Consider the following 19278-nt stretch of genomic DNA (forward strand, 5'->3'; position numbering starts at 1 on the left):
CGGACCGGGCGCCTTTTATCCGGATAAGACCGAATCGGAAGAAGAGGAGATTCGATCTATTTAATAAGGGCAAGCACGTTCAACTGAGTCTGATAGCTGGTATAGACGCTTGCGGCTTCGTTTCCCTCGAATTGTTGCTGCATAATCGTGATCGCGTGCTCCATGGGCATTCCCGGCGGGATTTTGACGCAGAAGGTTTCTCCCGTCTCGAAGCCTTCGTCCAATAAGTCGCGGAGCTGTTCTTCCGTCCGCGCGTATTGTCCGACTAGCGCGTAATAATCGTAACTGCCGTCGGAATTCATTATCGTGGCGATGCCCTTGTTCGGTAACAATACAGGGTTCGGCGAATATGAATCGATCAGTTGCTCTCCAGTAACGTTGAATACGTGATAAGGCAGGCCTGAATCGTTGTTGGTTACGTCGACATGATACCAGAGGCCGGAAATCTTTACCATGTTCCAAACGTGCGGAAGGCCGCCTATCCAGCCCGTCATGACGATTGCGGGCAATCCGGCTTCATCGGCGAGGAGCTTGAAGGATTCCGCGTAGCTTTGGCTCGCTCCGGATCCTTCTATCAGAACTCCGTAAGGGTTGAAGGCGGAAGGATACATTCGCTCGATCTCGTTCGAGTCCTTGCCGTTCGTGTACTCCAAGAACACTTCGTTCCGATACTCGCTATTAGACGCAATCCAATCATGTATCGCGAATTCTTTGTCTATATCCGACATGTCCGGCGTCAGGATGGAGGCAATAACGGCCGCGACTTTCGCGCGGATTTCATCTTGCTGCTTATTGATCGTCGCTTGGGAGGCGGCGTATTCGACGTTCAGAGCGTTGGACTTGTAATCGAAGCTGAATCGGCGCTCGTCCAGAACGAGCGGCGACTGCGCAATGATCTTCGTTAACGTTTCCTTCAGCAGGTCGCTGTCTCCCGCGACGGGATAATCGATAAGGTTAATCATCGTCTTGCGAGCCGATAAGCCGTCCAGAATGGCCTGTTCCAAGCTTCTGGCAGGCGGTTTGCTCGATAAGGCTAGTCGGATCGTCTTCGTGAGGTTGAACGGAACGGAGGAAGACGCGACCTTCGTCTTCGGGACGGATTCGAAATTCATTATTGCCTCGCCGTCGCTTGCGCCGAAGCTGGAGAGGGCGTTGAACGGATAGAAGTCCGCGGTTTGCTCTTCGGTCGGAGGGGTATCGAAGCTGGCGTATAGCTGAAAGTTCGTTCCGAGAATAGATCCGGCGAATCGATTCCCGTTGGAATCGGTCGAGATAGATAAATCCCATATGACCGGAAGGTTCAGCGTAACATAATTTCCCGATCCTGCTTCAAGCTCTTGGCGGGTTTGTACCTTTGCGCTTAAAGGAAGCCATGCTAGCTCCGAACCGTCCGCCAGGAAATACTGCTTTTCTTGTTCCGGGGCAAGCATCGAGGGCGCATTGGCGACAAGGTCCCCGCCGCGAATCACATTGCTGAGTCTGGATTCTATGCCTCTTACTACCGCGGTTACCGCATAGTCGTAGTTTTCGCTAAGGAGCGTGTTCATTCTAGTCTGGGATCCTGAGTCGTAAGTCAAGTTGAAGCTGGTCCTGGTAACGTCCGTAAGCAACTTCAATCCGGTGCGGTCTCCGAAGTAGACATTGTATCTCGTAGCGCCGGGAACGGAATCCCATGCCAGCGCCGTGTTGCCGGATTCGCTTATTTCGGCTGTTAATTCGGGCATCGGAACAGTCGAACCGACCGAGAACATCATGCGAAGCGGCGTTTTCAGCTTAGCGGGCTTCGTAGCTGCCGCATCCAACGCGACGACCAAGTAATACTTTTGCTGACCGCCCCACGATCGAGAGCCGGATTTATCGAACGCGGGTCTATAATAGACGCTATTCTCGATGGTAGGCGGCGCGATCTTCACCGACTTGGTTCTCGCATCGTAAGTTACTTCGGCATTGATGTCGATCGTGCATGCCCTATCCGCATATACGCGGAATAATTTCGTAATATAGCCCGCATCGTATGTGCCTTTTCCTAGATTAAGAGTAAGCGAGAACGCGCTCGAAGCGCTCACGTTGAATACGGGAGAGACGTCTCGGTAAACGGATCCGAATAAGGGCTTGGCGACCGGGGCGGCAGCCGAAGCAGGCGCTTCTTGCATCGTTAATAAGACGAGACAGAGAGGGAGTATAAATCCGAATATTCTTCGCATAGGGTTCGTGTATCTCCAATCCATGGGTAACCGCACGGATTGATTATATACATAATCTGGATTTATGAACAGAAAAAAACGGGGAAGCGCAAAAAAGTTGGCTGGCGCCACGTCGGCCGCCAGCCACAAGGTATATTTATCAAAGGGGGGTCATGTCTCTACTATAGACGCTTAACATGAAGAGGACATGAAGAGAAGATGAAAGTTAGATTACGATTCTATTGCAATCATTACGATCCCGTCGAACGGTAGTGCCGAACGCCTATGCGCCACACGAGCCAGCATGGCGCGAGGAACGCGAACCCCGCCAGCGGCAAGAGAGAGTAATAGAACGGCGTGTCCGTCTTCCCCAATATATAGAGAAGCGGCAAGTAATTCACGCAGCCGAACGGGATGACGAACGTGAAGAAGCGCGTGATCCACTTCTGATAGATGGAGAGCGGGTACTGCGCCATCTCGCGCCCCCCGTCGGTGAACACGTTGGCGACCTCGAGCCCCTGGATCGTCCAGAAGCAGAGCGCCGCCATGATCATGAAGATGCCGGCGAAGACGGCCGCGCCGCCGACGATCATGAGGAGCAGCACGACGATTTTCCACCCCGTCCATTCCACCGTTAGTCCTCCGATCGCCCAACCCAGCACGATCAGGCTCTGAATAACTCGGCCGATGCGAGTGAACTCGAACTTGGAGCCGAGCACCTGCAGCACCGTGCCCCGAGGCCGGACGAGCAACCGGTCGAACTCCCCGCTCACGACGAGCGAGGAGAACGTATCGAAGCCCCGGGACAGACATTCGGCGAGCGCGAACGCCATATGAATGACCCCGAACACGAGCGCCACCTCGTAGAACGTCCACCCCTCGATATTGCCGAACCTCTCGAAGAGGAAGTAGAGCCCCGCGAACACGGTGAACGGGATGAAGAACTGGCCGACCGACATGAGAAGGAACGAAGCGCGGTATTGCATCTGCGACTTGAACAGGATGAGCAAGTACTTGCCGAACAGTCTCATGACGTCAACCTCCCTGCACGACGACGCGCCGGAGCGCGCCTCGCATCGCGTAAGCGCCGCCGACCACGAGCACGGTCAGCCACAGCAGTTGCAACGGAATGCCGACGAGCGCCTCGTCGACCGGAATGTGCCCCGAGTAGACGCGGAACGGGAAGTCGCCGGACCAGCGGAACGGCAGCGCGTAGACGATGTTCTGCAGCCAGACGGGCAGCAGCGGAATCGGCACCGTCAGCCCCGCTAGAAATTCGCCGAGCACGCTGAACATCAGCAGCGAACCGGTCGGCGACATCGTCACGAACGTCATGATATAGATGAACATCGAGATGGCGACGAGAATGAGCAAGCCGAGCAACAGCGTCACGACGAACAGCAACAGGTTGATCGGTTCTGGCGGTAGCGTCAACCGGTAAGGAGCGGGCAGCAGCATGGCGATGACGATGACCGGCATGCAGCGAAGCAGGGCGCTGGCGATCCGCTGAGCGAGCAGCTTGGCGAACCAGAAGCCGTAGATGTCGGTCGGACGGCACAGCTCGTACGCGATATTGCCCGTCGTGATGAGCTGGAACAGCTCGTTGTCCCGGAACCAGAGCATGATGAACGAGAGGAACGCTTGCTGAAGCCAGATGTAGGCGGTGAGCTCGGAGAGTGTGATCGGCATCTCGATTCCGCTGTGTCGGTAGAAGGCGACGAGCACCATGATGAATACGAGGCCGAAAAAGAGTTGCGTGGCGATGCCGGCCAGCGCGGCGACGCGGTATTGCATGCCGTTCGCGAGCCGGAGCTTGAAGATGGCGTAATAGGCCTTCATGTAATCTGGTACTCCTTGTACATCTGCACGATGACCTCTTCGATCGAGGCGGACGCGGATTGCGCGTCGACTGCCGGTTCGCCGTTCCGTCCGTCGGCGTTGCTCGTACCGAACCGTCCCCGCAGCTCGTCGACGCCGCCGTCATATAGCAGACGCCCTTTACCGATAAGAAGAATGCGTTGGGCTAACGCCTCGATGTCGTTCATATCGTGCGTCGTAAGAATGACGGTGACGCCCTTCTCCTTGTTGATCGTCTTGATGAAGTCGCGAACCGCGAGCTTAGATACGGCGTCCAGCCCGATCGTCGGTTCGTCGAGGAACAGCAAGCTCGGGCTATGCAGCAGCGACGCCGCCAGCTCGCAGCGCATGCGCTGGCCGAGACTGAGCTGTCTGACCGGCGTGCCGAGCAACGATCCCAAGTCCAGCGTCTCCGTCAACAGTTTCAAGTTGCTCCGGTATTCCGCCTCGGGGACATCGTAGATGTCGCGCAGCAGCTCGAACGAATCCGCGACCGGGACGTCCCACCAGAGCTGCGACCGTTGGCCGAACACGACGCCGATGTGCTTCACGTACTTCACGCGATCTTCCCAGGGCGTATAACCCATAATGCTGCACGTACCGCTGTCGGGCACGAGAATGCCGGACATGACTTTGATCGTCGTCGACTTGCCGGCGCCGTTCGGGCCGATGTAGCCGACGATTTCCCCTTGCGGGATCGAGAAGGTGATGTCGTTCAGAGCGGCGACTTCGGTGTATTCCCGCCGGAACAGCGCCTTGAATGCGCTTCCAACTCCCGCGGTCCGTTTCGCCACCTTGAACGACTTGTTAATGCCGCTTACGGTGATCATTCAGAACCTCCTATAATGCTTTAGTGCTCCCTAGCGCTAGGAAGAGAAAGGAAGAAGATAGTATCATTTCCGGCGAATGGCTGTCAATCCCCTCGCATTATTTTCCTCCCGATTGGATAAATGCACCTAATGAGAGTAGAAATGCACATCGATTTTCACGAACGTTCGTTCTATCATTGATCCACTACGCAAGCTAGGAGGATGCCGATGTATTTCCTCAAGGCCATCCAGACGAACGTGAAGCTGTTCCTGCAATACCGCAAGAGCTTCCTGATCTCGATCGTCATCCACCCGTTCATTCTGATGGTCAACATCTTCCTGTACCGAAGCATTTTCGCGCACAACGGGGCCGACACGATCAAGGGATATACGCTCACGGAGATGATCTGGTACACGGCGGGGACGACTTTCGTCTGGATCTTCATCTGGAACTTCGCGGAACGGAGGCTGTCGGACTACATCCTGACCGGCGATCTGAGCATCCATTTGCTGAAGCCGATCAATATCTTCTGGTACGAACTGTCCGCGGCGGTCGCGTTGCGGATGACGGGGATCGTGCTGGAATTCGTGCCGGACCTCATCATCTACAGCATCATCTATCCGCCGGATTTCATGACCGCGATGTCGCTCTTGAAGTTCGTCTCGGTGAGCATCTTATCATTCTGCCTGTTCTTCTTGATCAACTACTTGATCGGGATGACCGCGTTCATCGTCAAGAGCAATTCGGGACTTAACGAGCTCGTGTACATCTCGATGAACCTGCTCGGGGGCGGGATGATCCCGCTGGACTTCTATCCGGCGTGGTTGCAGCGCGTGTGCGACGTGTTGCCTTTCAAGTACATTTTCTACTATCCGATTCAGCTGTTCCTGAACAAGGAGAGCGTCGGCGAGCTGCAGGATTGGGGCATGATCGTGCTCGGCCAGCTCGGCTGGATCGCGGCGGGTTACCTGGCATGCCACTTCCTATGGAAGCTGGCGATTCGGAAGTTCTGCGCGGCGGGAGGGTGAGCGACGGATGGACAACGTAAGCGGATTGTTCAAGTTGTACGCATGGAACGTGAAGCTCGGCGTGTCGCGAGCGATGGCGTACCGGTTCGACTTCTTCACGGGGCTGATCACTTCGATCTTATTCTCCGGGACGGCGCCGTTCCTGCAATATATTTTCTTCACGCAGACGAGAGGGTACGAGGGCTGGGACCTGAAGCAGATCATGTTGTTCCAGGGGCTGTTGCTGTTCTGGCTCGGGCTGCGGGAGCTCTTGTTCGGAGACGTGAAAAACGTGGCGGAGAGCTTGGTGCGCAAAGGCGACTTCGACCGGCTGCTCGTGAAGCCATATCCGCCGCTCGGCGTGCTCCTGTGCAGCGGGTTCAACCTGAAGGGGATCGGAGCGACGCTATCGGGCTGCGCCCTGACCGGTTACGCGCTCGTTCAGTTGAAGATCGTGCCGAGCATCGGACAGATCGCGCTGTTCCTGCTCATGATCGCAGGCAGCATCGCGTTCTATATGGCGGTCCAGACGCTGCTATGCACGATCGTCATCATGCTCGTTCAAGTCGGCCGCGTGCCCGAGTTGGTCGATCGCGTGCTCGGGTTCGGCGACTATCCGGTCAATATTTATCCGAAAATGCTCGGCACCTTGTTCCTGACCGTCTTCCCGTTCGCGATCTGGGCGTACGTGCCGGCGCAAATTCTGCTCGATCGGGCGGACGCGGGGGCGTATTGGTCGATCATCGGCTGCGTGCTTATGTTCGTCTTCAGTCTATGGTTATGGAATCGCAGCCTGAACAAATATACGAGCGCGGGGGGTTGAGCGATGAGCGAATACATTATCGACGTAAGCGGGCTAACGAAGAGCTTCAAGGTGACGAAGCGGGACGAAGGCTTCGGGGCGGCGTTCAAGTCGCTGTTCAACCGCAAGCACGACATCGTGAACGGCGTGAACGGCATCGACCTGAAGATCGCGGCGGGAGAAATTCGGGGGCTGATCGGGCCGAACGGAGCGGGCAAGTCGACGACGATCAAGATGCTGTCCGGCATTCTGCATCCGGATGAGGGCGAAGTGAAGGTGATGGGCTACACGCCTTGGCTCGAGCGGCAAAAGTTCGTGAAGCATCTGGGCGTCGTGTTCGGACAGAAGTCGCAGCTGTGGTGGGACTTGCCGGCGATCGACACGTTCGCGCTGAACCGGGACATGTACAAGGTGCCTCGGCAACGGTATAACGAGCTGATCGATTATTTCAAGGAAATGCTCGGCATTCAAGACGTTATTCATAAGCCGGTGAGGCAACTGTCGCTCGGGGAACGGATGAAGTGCGAATTCGTCTGCGCGATGCTGCACGAGCCGCCGCTCGTGTTCCTCGACGAGCCGACGATCGGCCTCGACATCATCTCGAAGGAGAACATTCGCACGTTCATCAAGGGGGCGAACCGGGATCTCGGGACGACGTTCATTTTGACGACGCACGACTTGTCCGACCTCGAGAACTTATGCGAGAACGTGACGATCATCAACAAAGGCATCGTCGTGTATAACGATACGATGGGCAACCTGAACCGGTACTTCTCGCAGAAGAAAATCATCGACGTCCAGTTCCAGGATCCCGGGAGCAAGGAGCTGCTGCGGGATTACGCGATCCTCCGCATGGACGATATGTCGGCGACGATCGAGATCGACCTGAACGAGCGGGATCTCCGGCAGTTCGTCTACGAGCTGCTCGGCCGCCTGCCCGTTCAGGACATCAACATCCGCAACATTCCGATCGAGGATGTCATTAAGGATATTTATACGGCTTAGTCTAGACGGCCGCGGCTTGATCGACGTAAGGGAGAACGATGCGCTTGATGCGCTCGAGTCCTTCCCACATGTCGCCGGGCCCGTCGTAGATGAGCACATAAGCGCCATCGAACCGAGCGGCCTTGACGGCTTCCAGGCAACGGACGAATTCGGATACGTCCGGCAGGCCTTCGTCGTCATAGGCCGCTTTGGCGTGCACGGAAACGCTGCGCGGAGCGATGGCGGCCAGATCGGCGTACTTGGCGTCGCCCTTGAAGTTGCCGAAGTCGGTAATCATGCCGACCGCCTTGCCAGCCTGCTTCAACAAGCGAAGGCAGCTGTCCGCGGTCGACGTCAGCGGTTTGAAATTCTCGGTGATGACGCGGACGCCCTTGGACGCCGCGTAATGCGCGAGCTGCGCCAGCGAGGCGGCCGATCGCGCGATCGCGGCTTCGTCGGTTGGCTCGGCTTCTCCCGCGACGACGCGAATCTGACGGGCTCCGGCCAGCGACGCGATATCGATCCAGCGGCGAATGAGTTCGAGATCGGCTTCGCGCCGGCGATCGTCGGTCGTCGTCAGATCGCCGTAATCGAGCAGCAGCGTATCGAAGCGAACGCCGGCGGCGTCGAACGCGGCCCGCAGCTCGGTTAAGTACTCGGCGTCCGTGCGCGGGAAGTGGAAGTGGCAAACCTCGATCGCCCGATAACCGCGCGCGGCGGCTACCGCGGGGAGTTCGAGCAACGTATGCAGCTGCGGCTGCTCGTCGATATGCGTGTCGTGCGCGCCGGTCTCGGCGTTCCAGACCGTCCAGCGAAGCGGGCCTAGCAGGCGGTGAAGACTCCACGTGCTGACGGACAGATAAGAGGATTCGGACATGTTCGGTTGCCTTCCTTCCGAAGCGGATTGGGTGATAACTCGACACTACCATAGTTATCCAATGCGCGGGATGCGCGCAGTTGGCATAAAGTTGCGCGATATTGCCGAATGAATCCCTGAGTTACGGCTGCGCGCGGCGGACGAACGACAGCACGACGTCCGTCGGATGGTCGCCGAAGCTCGCGCCGAACAGGTTCATGCCGCGACGGTTAACGGCGTCTTCGCGCACCTCGAAGCGTACGGTGATCGGCTTATTGTAAGCCAACGAGAGCTCGGCGAGCGTCGTGTTCGCGGACGCTTCTCCGTTCACGCTGCTGCCCGCGGACGTGACGGCCCACTCGGTAAGCCTCCCGTATTCGGTGCCGCCCTTCCATCGCTCGGGCGTCAGTTTGCCTTGACGGTCTCCGAAGTCGCCGGGGCTCGTCCATGTGCCGATGTCGAGGCCGTCGATCGTCACCGTAATATCGGAGAGCCACTCCGTGTTGAAGCCGGGCGCTTCCGAGCACAGCTCGGCGGTCAGGCGCAGCTCTTCCAGCTCGACGCCGGGAGGCAGCGGATTGGCGAAGACGTATTCCACGAAGCCGGCTTCGGAGAACCAGAGAAGCGCGGCGTCTACGCGTTCCGGCATATAGAAGACGCGAGGGTCGTCGGAAGAGCCGATGACTTGGCCTTCGCGATTCGCGAGGCCGCATGTCGGTTTCACGGAAACACGCGAATACATGCCGATCGGCATCCGGATTTCCTCCGTGCGGTGCAAGCCGTCGCCGGGCTTGGCGGGCAGCTCGAGCTGGATCGAGCGGCACGTCACGGCGCAGATTTTCTCCCGGTTCGCTCCTTGGCTGGAGACGACGAGGTCCGCTTGCTCCAGCGTCTGCACGTTGATCGAGATCGTCGGCTGCGCCACGCCGAGCGCTTCCGCGAGCTGGCTGACGCTCATCGGCCGATCGCCGAGCGCCTCGAGAATGCGTACCCGAAGGTCGCCGGACAGCGCCTTCGCCACGTCGACGATGCGCGAGGCGGGATAACGGATCAAGTCTTGCTTCATGTCGCTCATTCGGTTCACTCTTTTCCGGTAGGGTATCGTTAGAATCAGTATATAATGAATCAATTATATTGTAAAATAACAATACACATTGCGAATAACATATACCTATGCTAGGATAAGGAAAAATCCACTTCTTCCAGCAGAAAGGTCGTGTTCCCGAATGGTCATGCAAGCTTCCGCGCTCCCGCGAGCGGACGTTCCTCGTCCCGAATATCCGCGTCCTGATTGGCAACGGGCGAATTGGCTCAATCTGAACGGCGAATGGGCGTTCACGTTCGACGCGCTCAACGAAGGGCTTCGGCAGCAGTGGCAGCAAGATCGGAAGGCGCAGGCATTCGATAGACGGATTACGGTTCCTTTCTCCTGGGCGAACCCGCTATCCGGCATCGGATCGGACGAGAAGGGCGTCGGCTGGTATCGCCGCGAGGTTGCTTGGACCCCGGACGCAGACGGCGCGCGCGTCTTCCTTCGCTTCGGCGCGGTCGATTATCGCTGCGACGTCTGGGTGAACGAGACGCACGTCGGCGAGCACACCGGGGGCTACGGCGCATTCGACATCGAGGTGACGGATGTATGGCGTAAGGATGCGCCGAACGCCATCGTCGTGCGGGCGGAAGACAACGACCTGAACCATCAGGCGCGGGGCAAGCAAGGATACGGCGAGATTCGGGGCATCTGGCAGCCCGTCTGGCTGGAAGCGCGCCCGCGTTCGTACGTTAAGGATGCCAAGTTCAAGACGAAGACCGACGGCAAGGTCGAGGTGTGCGCGACGATCGTCGCGGGACAAGGAGGCGCCGCGAAGCTGAGCTTGCTGTTCGGCACGGACGGCGCTCGCGATGTCGAACACGAGCTGGACGTGACGCTGCAAGAGGGAGAGAACGTCGTCGATACGGCGTTCGCCGTCGCGGAGCCTCGGCTGTGGAGCCCGGATTCGCCGACGTTGTACGAGGGCGAGCTGAGGTTGTCCGGCGATTTCGGCGAGGATAGGGTGAGCACGTACTTCGGCATTCGCGAGATCGGCACGGAGAAGTTCGGCGACCGGAGCTATCGCTGGCTGACGCTGAACGGCAAGCCGGTCTACTTGAACGGGGCTCTCGACCAGTCGTACCACGCCGAAGGGCATTTCACGTATCCGTCGGACGAAGCGATGCGCGAGGAGATCTATCTGCTGAAGCGGCTTGGATTGAACTTCGTCCGCATCCATATTAAGCCGGAGGAGCCGCGCAAGCTGTACTGGGCCGACAAGCTGGGCATGCTCGTCATGGAGGATATGCCGTGCTTCTGGGGCAATCCCGACGAGACGGCGCGTGCCGCTTACGAGAGCGAGGCGCGGGAAATCATTCTCCGGGATTACAATCATCCGTCGATCATCTCGTGGGTCATGTTTAATGAAACGTGGGGACTCAAGACGGAAGAGGCGCCGTCCGGCATTCCGGGAGACAAGGTGAGCGCGAAGCTGTATTTGCCTCAGACGCAAGAATGGGTGCGGAGCTGTTACCGCTGGGCCAAGCAGCTCGATCCGACGCGCATCGTCGAGGACAACTCGCCTTGCAACATGGACCATGTAGAATCCGACCTGAACACGTGGCACTTCTATATTAACGGGTACGAGCAGGTTCGCAATCATCTGATCGACGTCACGGACAATACGTATCCTGGTTCGAACTTTAACTATACGAACGGCAATAAGCAATCGGACGCGCCGCTCATGAACAGCGAATGCGGCAACGTATGGGGCTTCGTCGGCGGAGCGGGAGACAGCGACATCTCTTGGCACTACAAATACATGTTGAACGAATACCGCCGTCATGACAAAATATGCGGCTTCATCTTCACCGAATTCCGCGACGTGACGAACGAATTCAACGGCTATTACCGGCTGAACGGCGCGGATAAGCAATTCGGCTACGAGGCGTTCGTGCCGGGCATGTCGATCGCGGACCTGCATACGCCGGACTTCATCGTCGTCGATGCGCCGCCATGCCGCACGGTTCAAGGCGGCGAGCGGGTCGAGACGGCGCTGCTGCGCTCGAGCTTCGACGATCGTCATCATGGCCGGACGCTCCGGCTGGAGTGGGAACTGTGGCATGATGAGCTCGGCGAGCGCAAGATCGCGGACCGCGGGGCCAGAAGCGAAGCATGGGACGGCTACGGCGTCGCGACGATCGCTCCGATCGCCGTCGTCATGCCGACGCAAGACGCGGTTGCGGTGCTTGCCGTCCGGTTATTGGACGAGGAAGGCGTCGCGGTGGCGCGCAACTTCGCCGCGTTCGACGTGCGCGGAGGCCAGGCGGTCGCGGGAACGGTATCCTTGCCTGTAACCGAATACGCCGAGATGACGTTCGAATACGCGTGGACGTCTTTAACGGGGCATAAGATTAACGGGGCGAAGCAAGGGACGATCGCGTACGACGTGACGTTGCCCGAGCAGTCGGAACATCACATCTTGACGGACGTGGAGATCGTATTCGAGGCGAGCGCGAAGCGACTGCTCGCTCGCAATAGGGGCGATGCGGACAGCTACCGGACGGACACGGACTTCATGCACGGCGGGCTGGATCAGACGGAGCTGAATCCGAACACGTACCCGATGACCGACGACGACAAGCATGAATCGCGAATCGAAGCTTACGTCGACGGCGAGCGGATCGGCACTTTCGCGTTGTCGGACGATCCCGCGGATAGCCGCGGCGTGCTGTCCTGGCACTATCAGCCGACCCACGACAAGCTGGACGACGCGGGATCTTACGGCTATCTGTGCCGGGCTGTCGTTCCGAGCCGTCTGCTCGGCCGAATCGACGTCAAGCGCGGCTTCCGGTTGGAGCTTCGCGCCTCCGAGGGAGGGCTTGCCCTTTACGGCCGGAACGCGGGCAGATACCCGATCGACTTGCAGGTTCGTTATCGCTGAATGATCGCCGGGTCATCGAAATGTAAAGTCGAAGGTTGCATGAGAATTTTCTAACGGAATTCTAAGAAACCCGTTCAACGCGTTACGCCGCGAAGAACGGGTTTCTTTTTGGGAGAATTTAGGGTGTTTCGCCTATGGTATAGTTAACTCCGACGATAAACACGATAACCTAACAGGAATTATCGGGAGGATACCCTTACATGATGAAGAAATTCGCAGCCAGAGTACTGTTAACCGGATTGATCGCGATCGCGGGCTTCACGTCGCTTGCCTTCGGCGTTTCGCAGCAAGCTAGCGCGGCAACGGCCGAGTCGCTGTCGCTCGTCTCTCTCGGCAAAAACTACATAGGCACCCCATACTTATACGGCTCTACGCCCGGATCTACCGATTCGTTCGATTGCTCCTCGTACACGCAGCACGTGTTCGGCGAGCTGGGCATCTGGTTGCCGCGCACCTCTTCCTCCCAAGCTTGGGTAGGCGACAAAATCGACAAAGCGTATCTGAGCGTCGGCGATCTCTTGTTCTTCCGCACGGGCGGCGCCGGAATCAGCCACGTCGGCATCTACGCCGGAGGCGGGAAGATGCTGCACGCGAGCAGCAGCAAAGGCGTAACGCTCTCCGACATGACGACTTCGTATTGGAAGAATGCTTACGTAACGGCGCGCAGAGTGCTGTAAAATCTTCGTTATCTAATTATCGGCGATCGGCCGCGGACGCAGTTCCGGCGGAAGATCGTCGATTTTTTACGTACGGATAACATTCGCATTCGAGCGTTGCAGACAAGACCGGGGCTACGCCGACAATTTCTCGGGAAATAGTCTGGCGGAGGTCGCGGTTTCCGCCGCCTTCTGGTAATAATAACGGGCGCGAGGATCGGAAAGTTACAAGGGCCGCGTTGCCAAAGTATGGCATGCGCGCGTCAGTCCGGCGCGAGTCGGTCTTTGAACTGCCGAGGCGTGCATTGGTTGATGCGGCGGAACATGTCGTAGAAGTGGCCGACGTTCGTCATGCCGACGGATTCGGCGATTTCCGCGATGCTCGCGTTGCCGGTCAGAATTTGCTGCTCCGCTTTTTTGATTCTTTTATAGGTGACGTAATCGGTGAAGGGCATGCCGACCGCGGTCTTGAATTGCTTGATGAAGTACGTGTAGCTCATGTTCATCGTCTTGCTCAGCGCTTCAACGGTCAGCTTCTCGCCTAGATGCTTGTCGACGTAGTCGAGAGCGGGCTGCATCCGGTCGATGAGTCCGTTGTCGCTGTAATGCAGCTTGAATTGCTTGTCGTTGCGCAGCAGGAGCAGCAGCATGTTCTTGATCCGCGACGATACGGCGAGCTCGTACCCGATCCGCTTCTCGTTCATCTCCTGATGAATGTCCCGGATAAGCGCGGCCGTCGCGTCGCGGACTTCCGCGTTGTCTCGGTAGACGTAATTCAGCGCGCTGAGCGGCCGAATGACTTCGGAGAAGTGGCGCATGCTGCCGAGCGTGCTCTGGTCCCAGTACTGGTGCAGATCGATCTGGAAGACGAGGTAGCTGAGGTCCGCGTCGGTAGCAAGGGACGTGTGAGGCTCCCCGGACCCGAACAAGCCGATGTCCCCGGCTCTTAGAATGAGCCGCTCGTCCGAACTGAAGGCGGTCAGCTCGCCCCTCATGACGAGCAGGAATTCGACTTCCTTATGATAGTGCCACTTCACGAACCGTCGCTGCAGCCAATCCTGCTCCAGCTGGCGCTTCGTCTCCTCGGGCACGCGGTGGACGGAGTCGATCTGCCAGATGCGCATGGCCAAGAACGGATTCTGGTATATGACCTGTTCGTTAATGAGTTCCGGATACATGTTCCACAGTTCCCCGATCATTGGTTGTTGCTTCTGTATAACAGAATAGCGTATGGGAATCGCCATTTCAATACGAATAATAATGGATGTATAACAGAATAGCGTAATAAAATAGCTCGACGAGACATTGTTGGCCGCTCGCGCGGTTGTCTATAATGATGAGGATTGCACAACACTTGGACCATAAGGGAGCTGCCGACATTGAGCAACCGCAAGATCAAAGTCACGATCTGGAACGAATACCGTCACGAGAAACAAAACGATAAAGTCGCGAGCATCTACCCGCAAGGCATGCATGCCGCGATCGCCGAAGGCCTGGGAACGGACGATTTCGAAATCAAGTTCGCGCTGCTGGACGATCCGGAGCACGGCTTGACCGAAGAAGTGCTGAACGATACCGACGTGCTGACGTGGTGGGGCCACCTCGCGCACGGCGACGTGAGCGACGAGATCGTCGATCGCGTGTACGATCGCGTGCACAAGGGGATGGGGCTCATCGTGCTTCACTCCGGCCACTTCTCGAAAATTTTCAAGAAGCTCATGGGCACGTCCTGCGACCTCAAATGGCGCGAGGCCGACGAGAAGGAACGGATCTGGGTCGTGAAGCCGGGCCATCCGATCGCCGCGGGCATCGGCGAGTACATCGAACTGCCGGAAGAGGAAATGTACGGCGAGCACTTCGACATTCCGGAACCGGACGAGCTCGTCATGGTGAGCTGGTTCGAAGGCGGAGAAGTGTTCCGCAGCGGCTGCTGCTATACGCGCGGCAACGGGCGGATCTTCTACTTCCGTCCGGGTCACGAGACGTTCCCGACGTATTATAACGAAGGCGTTCGCCGCGTCATTCGCAATGCGGCGCAATGGGCTGCGCCGGTCGCGGAATCGACGTATCCGAAGTACGGGCACGCGGTACCGTCGCTCGAGCCGATCAAAGGCAAGCAATAAATTCCTGATCGTTACAAATAAGCGCTCCGGCTGGAAACGGCCGGGCGCTTTTTTTGTTTTTAATAAAAAAGTTGTCGAAAAGAAGTGCGTTGTTCCTGTAACATGGTAGTTAACTGGGCTAATTTGCCTACAAAGGTACATTCGACCTACAAGAAGGAGCAGAACACATGCGCAAAGGTATTATATACGTACTAACGATCTTACTCGTGTCGCTATCGTGGCTGGGGACATTCACGGCCGAAGCGTCAGCGGCGACTTCGAGAGTAGCCGTCATCAAGGAATTGAAGGGCACGGTGAAGGTCAAGAAGAACGGCGGTTCCAAGGAGTTCACGGCGTTCGCCAAAATGAGCCTGAACGAAGGGGACGTATTGGCGGTCGGTTCCGGCGGTACCGCGGTACTGCAATTCGCCAACGGTACGACCGAGGATGATAAGATGACCGTCGCTTCGGACACGAAGCTGACGTTCTCCAAGCTGTCGAACGCCAAAGGGACGACGACGAAGGTCAGCATGTGGAAGGGATCGGCGTGGGTCGACGTCAAGTCGATCGCGAACGCGGACGACCAGTTCACGCTGGAGACGCCGACGGCGGTCATGGGCGTGCGGGGCACGCACTTGCTCGTGAACGTGGATCCCGCGACCGGCGCCACGCGCCTTACGGTTGCGGCGGGCATCGTGACGACGTCCGCTCCGGGTGGCGGCGGCGATTCGCAGAACGTCTATCCGACTCAGAACGCGCTCATTACGGGCGGCGACAATGCGGGGCAGGAGGACGCGGAGATCGCTATCGCTCCGGCGGATCTCGAGCTGCTCATGAAGCAGAGCGACGCGAGCCTTATCGAGGCGATCCTGTTGGCCGCTGCCGATATTACGGCGGAGAACGAGCAATACGTCGAGCGTTACGAGAACGGCGAAACGCCGGGCGAGATCGGCGGTACGGCTACGGATCTGGCTCGGTTCAAGTCGAATACGGAGAATTTGCTTGGCGCGATCGCGGATCAGGCGCTTAAGAGCGGGTTGGTCGATCAGGAGCGTCTGAATAAGATCGTCGAAGCGGTGAAGAGCCAATCCGGGTTTACGGTGGATTTGACCAAGAAGACGCTGCAGACGACGCAAGAGGAAGAGCTGAAGAAGGCGAAGCAACGGGAAGTCGAAGAGAATCAGCGGCTAGCGGCAGAGCAAGCTAAGGCCAAGGAGCAGGAGCAGCGCGACAAGCAGGCGGAGCTGCTTCGCAAGATCGAGGAAGCACGACTGGCTGCCGAGAAGGCTAAGCAGGCTGCGGAGGAAGAGAAGAAGCGCAAGGCGTTGGATGCGTATGAGAAGCAGTTGGACGCCGCAGCGAAGGCTCGCTTCGAATCGGAGAAGAAGGAGCGGGAGCAGGAGACTGCCGCGCAGAACGCCGCGGCTTCTCCGTCGGCTTCGGCGAGCGCAAGTCCGAGTTCGTCGCCAAGCACGTCGCCTAATCCGTCTCCAGTTACGGATCCGAGCGGCAATCTCTCGAGCAACGCGAACTTGAGCAATCTCGCGGTTTCTAACGGGCAATTAACGTTCATAAGCGGGAAGACTCAATTCATGATGGAAGTCGGCAGTCATGTATCCAGCTTGTCCGTAACGCCGACCGTCGCGGATAGCTCTGCGACTGTGAAAGTAAACGGGACGGCAGTAGCAAGCGGTACCGCCAGCGGAGCGATTAACCTGACGGCAGGTACGAATACGTACATCTCCGTCGAAGTGCGTGCCGCGGACGGATCGACGAAGACGTATACCCTGTCCGTATATAGAACGGTCCCGATGCCGGCAACATTATTCTCGCTCTCGGTAAATCAGCAATGGGTAAGCGGGTTCACGTCGGGTTCGGGTACAAGCAGTTATACTGTCGTGGTAGCCAATGACGCGCAAAGCATAACGATCAACGCATCCGCTTCCGATTACATGAACACGACGGTAACGGGGACTGGGATAAAGACGCTAGCCGCGGGGAACAATTCTTTCGATGTTACGGTAACTTCGACGGACGGAACGCAAAATATTTACACGCTTAATATCGTTAGAGCGATGCTTAGCGGAATTGCGTTGGAGCGCTTAAGTTCCGACGGATTCTGGGTTTCAATGAGCAGTAGGCCTTTTGATAGTTACAGTCCACTCTCTATGGACTGGCCTCTAGCGCACGAGAGATCTAAAGTACGGTTTACTCCGCTACTCATTGACGATGGGACGGAAGTGCATGTTAATAATGAACCTTATTATGGAGGCCCGATTGAGGCCACGCTCGTAGAAGGTCCCAACAATTTCATCATCACAACCCTTGCCGCCGATGGTGAAACGAATTTGACGTATACATTGAAATTGTATCTAGATGAGGCTCAATCGATTCCAAGAACTGTTACGAGCTGGACGACGACAACGAACGTCGACTCTTCAACACCGATTGAGTGGGAATATGTCGATGTAGGAGAGAATATATTTTCCACCAAGGTGTCGGGTGACGTAAGCTCATTCACGACTACGCTGCAATTCAAGGAGAGCAGAGGAATTACTTCGGCCAAGTTGTTCCGCAAAGGCGAAAACGGTGAGGAATCCGTACCGATTGCGACATGGAACGAAAGCGGAATTTCTCAAACGATCACCGGCATAAATCCCGGCCTGAACCAATATGCGTTAAGGTTCTACAGCGGTAGTTACGACGCTGATTACTTTACGTTAAATGTGGTAAGCGGTGATGAGGATCCGATCTGGACAGCGTTCGGAAACGTTACGTTAGTGGACGAGGATCGATTCGCGCTATTGGACTCGCCAATCCGCTCGGGTGAACTGAGCTACTTCACCCAAGTAGCATCCAACGTGTCGAGAGTAAACATGGACCTTCCTGGGAAACTATACCTCGACGGCATGCCGGTTAAGCCCGTATACGATGGATCGCGACAATACATCGTTAATCTTGAGACAGACTACAATCAATACGAGGTCGTCGTCAAAGATCCGAGCGGGCAATTTGTGAAGACGTATACGTTGACGATCTTCCGCGGGGAAGAAGTACCTTCCGAATTAACGTTGAATGAAGTGCCGCCGTATATGTATGAGTTGGCATCGGGGATCGACGCAAGCATTACGAACGGTGCCGAGAGCAACGACTTTAACGCAGAGATCGGCTTCGGTGCCGACGGTGTTATGTTGGTGCTATCGCATTCGGAAGAAGCCGAGGCGAGCGTCTACTATGAAGACGCTTCGGGTACGTTCCATACTGCATCAGGTGAGGGAGATGCATTCCAAATCCCGACTGCCGTGGGTTCGACGAAAGTAACGATCGTGCTGCGCATGGGCGATCAATCTAACGTGTATCGCGTATTTATATACCGTTCTACACCGCCTTTATACGGCTTGACTTACTGGGATCTCGCGAGGGAAGACGAATCGCCGGTCAGTTGGATTCCTGCGATAGGCGTGCCGAATACATTCTACACGTTCTTGGAGGAAGGGCAATTGAACGAGATGGAGATATCGACGCAATTCTCTTTCTCTGATCTCGTAGCCTCTTATACGTTGAAGGATGAGGAGAATGTAGCTTTGGACGATAGTTCCGGCTGGTTGGTGTTGAACGGGCTTGAGCCAGGAGAGAATGCGTTCCGATTGACGGTCTTCCCCGTTGGAGAGCATTTGACGCCGTTCACGTATACGTTCGTCGTCATGACGGGAAGTTCCACAGCATTCGATACGCTTGAGTTAGAAGATGCAGAATCGACGATTACTTTTGAGCGAGTGGATAACTATACCTACACCGCGATTACAGACTCGGATTCCGCAACGATCCGGTATACCATTCCTTCGCCGAGATCGAAGGTAAACGTCGAGTCCAGTACCGTACATGCCGGCGTCGACGAGAACGCGCGAGAGATTTTCATCGGGCAACTGAACGCGGGTTGGAACGATTTTACGATCAAGATCACCGATTTGACGGGTTACTCAGAAGAAACGCTCATTAAGATATGGCGTGAAGATGGAGAAGCCTGATTCTATCGTAGATTACCTT

14 protein-coding genes are annotated in these 19278 nt (G+C 56.8%); 7 read left to right on the plus strand and 7 right to left on the minus strand.

The annotated features are described in order from the left end of the window. Nucleotides 1-56: 56 nt before the first annotated feature. From ACFQZG_RS06755 to ACFQZG_RS06770, 4 genes are all read right to left on the minus strand, one after another. A complete protein-coding gene (locus ACFQZG_RS06755) occupies nucleotides 57-2204 on the minus strand; it encodes a transglutaminase domain-containing protein (protein ID WP_378150796.1) in 2148 nt (715 codons plus the stop codon). A gap of 230 nt (nucleotides 2205-2434) precedes the next feature. Further along, nucleotides 2435-3214: an ABC transporter permease gene (locus ACFQZG_RS06760; RefSeq protein ID WP_378150797.1), complete on the minus strand. Its 780-nt coding sequence runs from the start codon at nucleotides 3212-3214 to the stop codon at nucleotides 2435-2437. Nucleotides 3215-3218: 4 nt separating this feature from the next. Further along, nucleotides 3219-4022 carry an ABC transporter permease gene (locus ACFQZG_RS06765; RefSeq protein ID WP_378150798.1) on the minus strand — a complete coding sequence of 268 codons (804 nt, stop codon included), beginning with the start codon at nucleotides 4020-4022 and terminating at the stop codon, nucleotides 3219-3221. Beyond that, nucleotides 4019-4870 carry an ABC transporter ATP-binding protein gene (locus ACFQZG_RS06770; RefSeq protein ID WP_378150799.1) on the minus strand — a complete coding sequence of 284 codons (852 nt, stop codon included), beginning with the start codon at nucleotides 4868-4870 and terminating at the stop codon, nucleotides 4019-4021. Before ACFQZG_RS06770 ends, ACFQZG_RS06765 begins: the two co-directional genes overlap by 4 nt. A 207-nt stretch (nucleotides 4871-5077) precedes the next feature. On the opposite strand from ACFQZG_RS06770, the gene ACFQZG_RS06775 reads away from it, so the two are divergent. Genes ACFQZG_RS06775 through ACFQZG_RS06785 form a run of 3 tightly spaced genes read left to right on the plus strand, consistent with a single transcriptional unit; the run spans nucleotide 5078 to nucleotide 7664 of the window. Then, the gene (locus tag ACFQZG_RS06775) at nucleotides 5078-5878 is read left to right on the plus strand and encodes an ABC transporter permease (protein WP_378150800.1); all 801 of its coding nucleotides are present in this window, start codon (nucleotides 5078-5080) and stop codon (nucleotides 5876-5878) included. A gap of 7 nt (nucleotides 5879-5885) precedes the next feature. Next, nucleotides 5886-6680, plus strand: coding sequence for an ABC transporter permease (locus ACFQZG_RS06780; RefSeq protein WP_378150801.1), 795 nt, complete (start codon nucleotides 5886-5888; stop codon nucleotides 6678-6680). 3 nt (nucleotides 6681-6683) lie between these two features. Beyond that, nucleotides 6684-7664 (plus strand): ABC transporter ATP-binding protein, encoded by a 981-nt coding sequence (locus ACFQZG_RS06785; RefSeq protein WP_378150802.1) that lies wholly within the window; start codon nucleotides 6684-6686, stop codon nucleotides 7662-7664. Between the two features lies 1 nt (nucleotide 7665). Here the strand turns inward: ACFQZG_RS06785 and ACFQZG_RS06790 are convergent, their stop codons facing one another. Then, a complete protein-coding gene (locus tag ACFQZG_RS06790; RefSeq protein ID WP_378150803.1) occupies nucleotides 7666-8520 on the minus strand; it encodes a sugar phosphate isomerase/epimerase family protein in 855 nt (284 codons plus the stop codon). Nucleotides 8521-8641: 121 nt separating this feature from the next. Next, the gene (locus ACFQZG_RS06795) at nucleotides 8642-9574 is read right to left on the minus strand and encodes an ArsR/SmtB family transcription factor (RefSeq protein WP_378150804.1); all 933 of its coding nucleotides are present in this window, start codon (nucleotides 9572-9574) and stop codon (nucleotides 8642-8644) included. 151 nt (nucleotides 9575-9725) lie between these two features. On the opposite strand from ACFQZG_RS06795, the gene ACFQZG_RS06800 reads away from it, so the two are divergent. Beyond that, entirely contained in the window at nucleotides 9726-12473 is a 2748-nt protein-coding gene (locus ACFQZG_RS06800) for a glycoside hydrolase family 2 protein (protein WP_378150805.1), read from the plus strand. Nucleotides 12474-12673: 200 nt separating this feature from the next. Continuing rightward, on the plus strand, nucleotides 12674-13150 hold the full coding sequence (locus tag ACFQZG_RS06805) for a C40 family peptidase (RefSeq protein ID WP_378150806.1): 477 nt from the start codon (nucleotides 12674-12676) through the stop codon (nucleotides 13148-13150). A gap of 242 nt (nucleotides 13151-13392) precedes the next feature. On the opposite strand, the gene ACFQZG_RS06810 is transcribed toward ACFQZG_RS06805, so the two are convergent. Then, on the minus strand, nucleotides 13393-14328 hold the full coding sequence (locus tag ACFQZG_RS06810) for a helix-turn-helix domain-containing protein (protein WP_378150807.1): 936 nt from the start codon (nucleotides 14326-14328) through the stop codon (nucleotides 13393-13395). Between the two features lie 180 nt (nucleotides 14329-14508). Between ACFQZG_RS06810 and ACFQZG_RS06815 the strand changes: the two genes are divergently transcribed. Continuing rightward, nucleotides 14509-15252, plus strand: a complete 744-nt coding sequence (locus ACFQZG_RS06815; RefSeq protein ID WP_378150808.1) for a ThuA domain-containing protein — start codon at nucleotides 14509-14511, stop codon at nucleotides 15250-15252. A 167-nt stretch (nucleotides 15253-15419) separates the two neighbouring features. Further along, nucleotides 15420-19259, plus strand: a complete 3840-nt coding sequence (locus ACFQZG_RS06820; RefSeq protein ID WP_378150809.1) for a cadherin-like beta sandwich domain-containing protein — start codon at nucleotides 15420-15422, stop codon at nucleotides 19257-19259. The last annotated feature ends 19 nt before the right edge of the window (nucleotides 19260-19278 follow it).

The organism is Cohnella sp. GCM10027633 (assembly GCF_042675445.1).
Taxonomy (GTDB): Bacteria; Bacillota; Bacilli; order Paenibacillales; family Paenibacillaceae; genus Cohnella.

Coding starts and splice junctions, on each gene's coding strand:
- ACFQZG_RS06780 (WP_378150801.1), top strand. CDS start 5,886: ATGGACAACGTAAGCGGATTGTTCAAGTTGTACGCATGGAACGTGAAG.
- ACFQZG_RS06800 (WP_378150805.1), top strand. CDS start 9,726: ATGGTCATGCAAGCTTCCGCGCTCCCGCGAGCGGACGTTCCTCGTCCC.
- ACFQZG_RS06790 (WP_378150803.1), bottom strand. CDS start 8,520: ATGTCCGAATCCTCTTATCTGTCCGTCAGCACGTGGAGTCTTCACCGC.
- ACFQZG_RS06755 (WP_378150796.1), bottom strand. CDS start 2,204: ATGCGAAGAATATTCGGATTTATACTCCCTCTCTGTCTCGTCTTATTA.
- ACFQZG_RS06770 (WP_378150799.1), bottom strand. CDS start 4,870: ATGATCACCGTAAGCGGCATTAACAAGTCGTTCAAGGTGGCGAAACGG.
- ACFQZG_RS06810 (WP_378150807.1), bottom strand. CDS start 14,328: ATGATCGGGGAACTGTGGAACATGTATCCGGAACTCATTAACGAACAG.
- ACFQZG_RS06765 (WP_378150798.1), bottom strand. CDS start 4,022: ATGAAGGCCTATTACGCCATCTTCAAGCTCCGGCTCGCGAACGGCATG.
- ACFQZG_RS06775 (WP_378150800.1), top strand. CDS start 5,078: ATGTATTTCCTCAAGGCCATCCAGACGAACGTGAAGCTGTTCCTGCAA.
- ACFQZG_RS06785 (WP_378150802.1), top strand. CDS start 6,684: ATGAGCGAATACATTATCGACGTAAGCGGGCTAACGAAGAGCTTCAAG.
- ACFQZG_RS06795 (WP_378150804.1), bottom strand. CDS start 9,574: ATGAGCGACATGAAGCAAGACTTGATCCGTTATCCCGCCTCGCGCATC.
- ACFQZG_RS06805 (WP_378150806.1), top strand. CDS start 12,674: ATGATGAAGAAATTCGCAGCCAGAGTACTGTTAACCGGATTGATCGCG.
- ACFQZG_RS06760 (WP_378150797.1), bottom strand. CDS start 3,214: ATGAGACTGTTCGGCAAGTACTTGCTCATCCTGTTCAAGTCGCAGATG.
- ACFQZG_RS06820 (WP_378150809.1), top strand. CDS start 15,420: ATGCGCAAAGGTATTATATACGTACTAACGATCTTACTCGTGTCGCTA.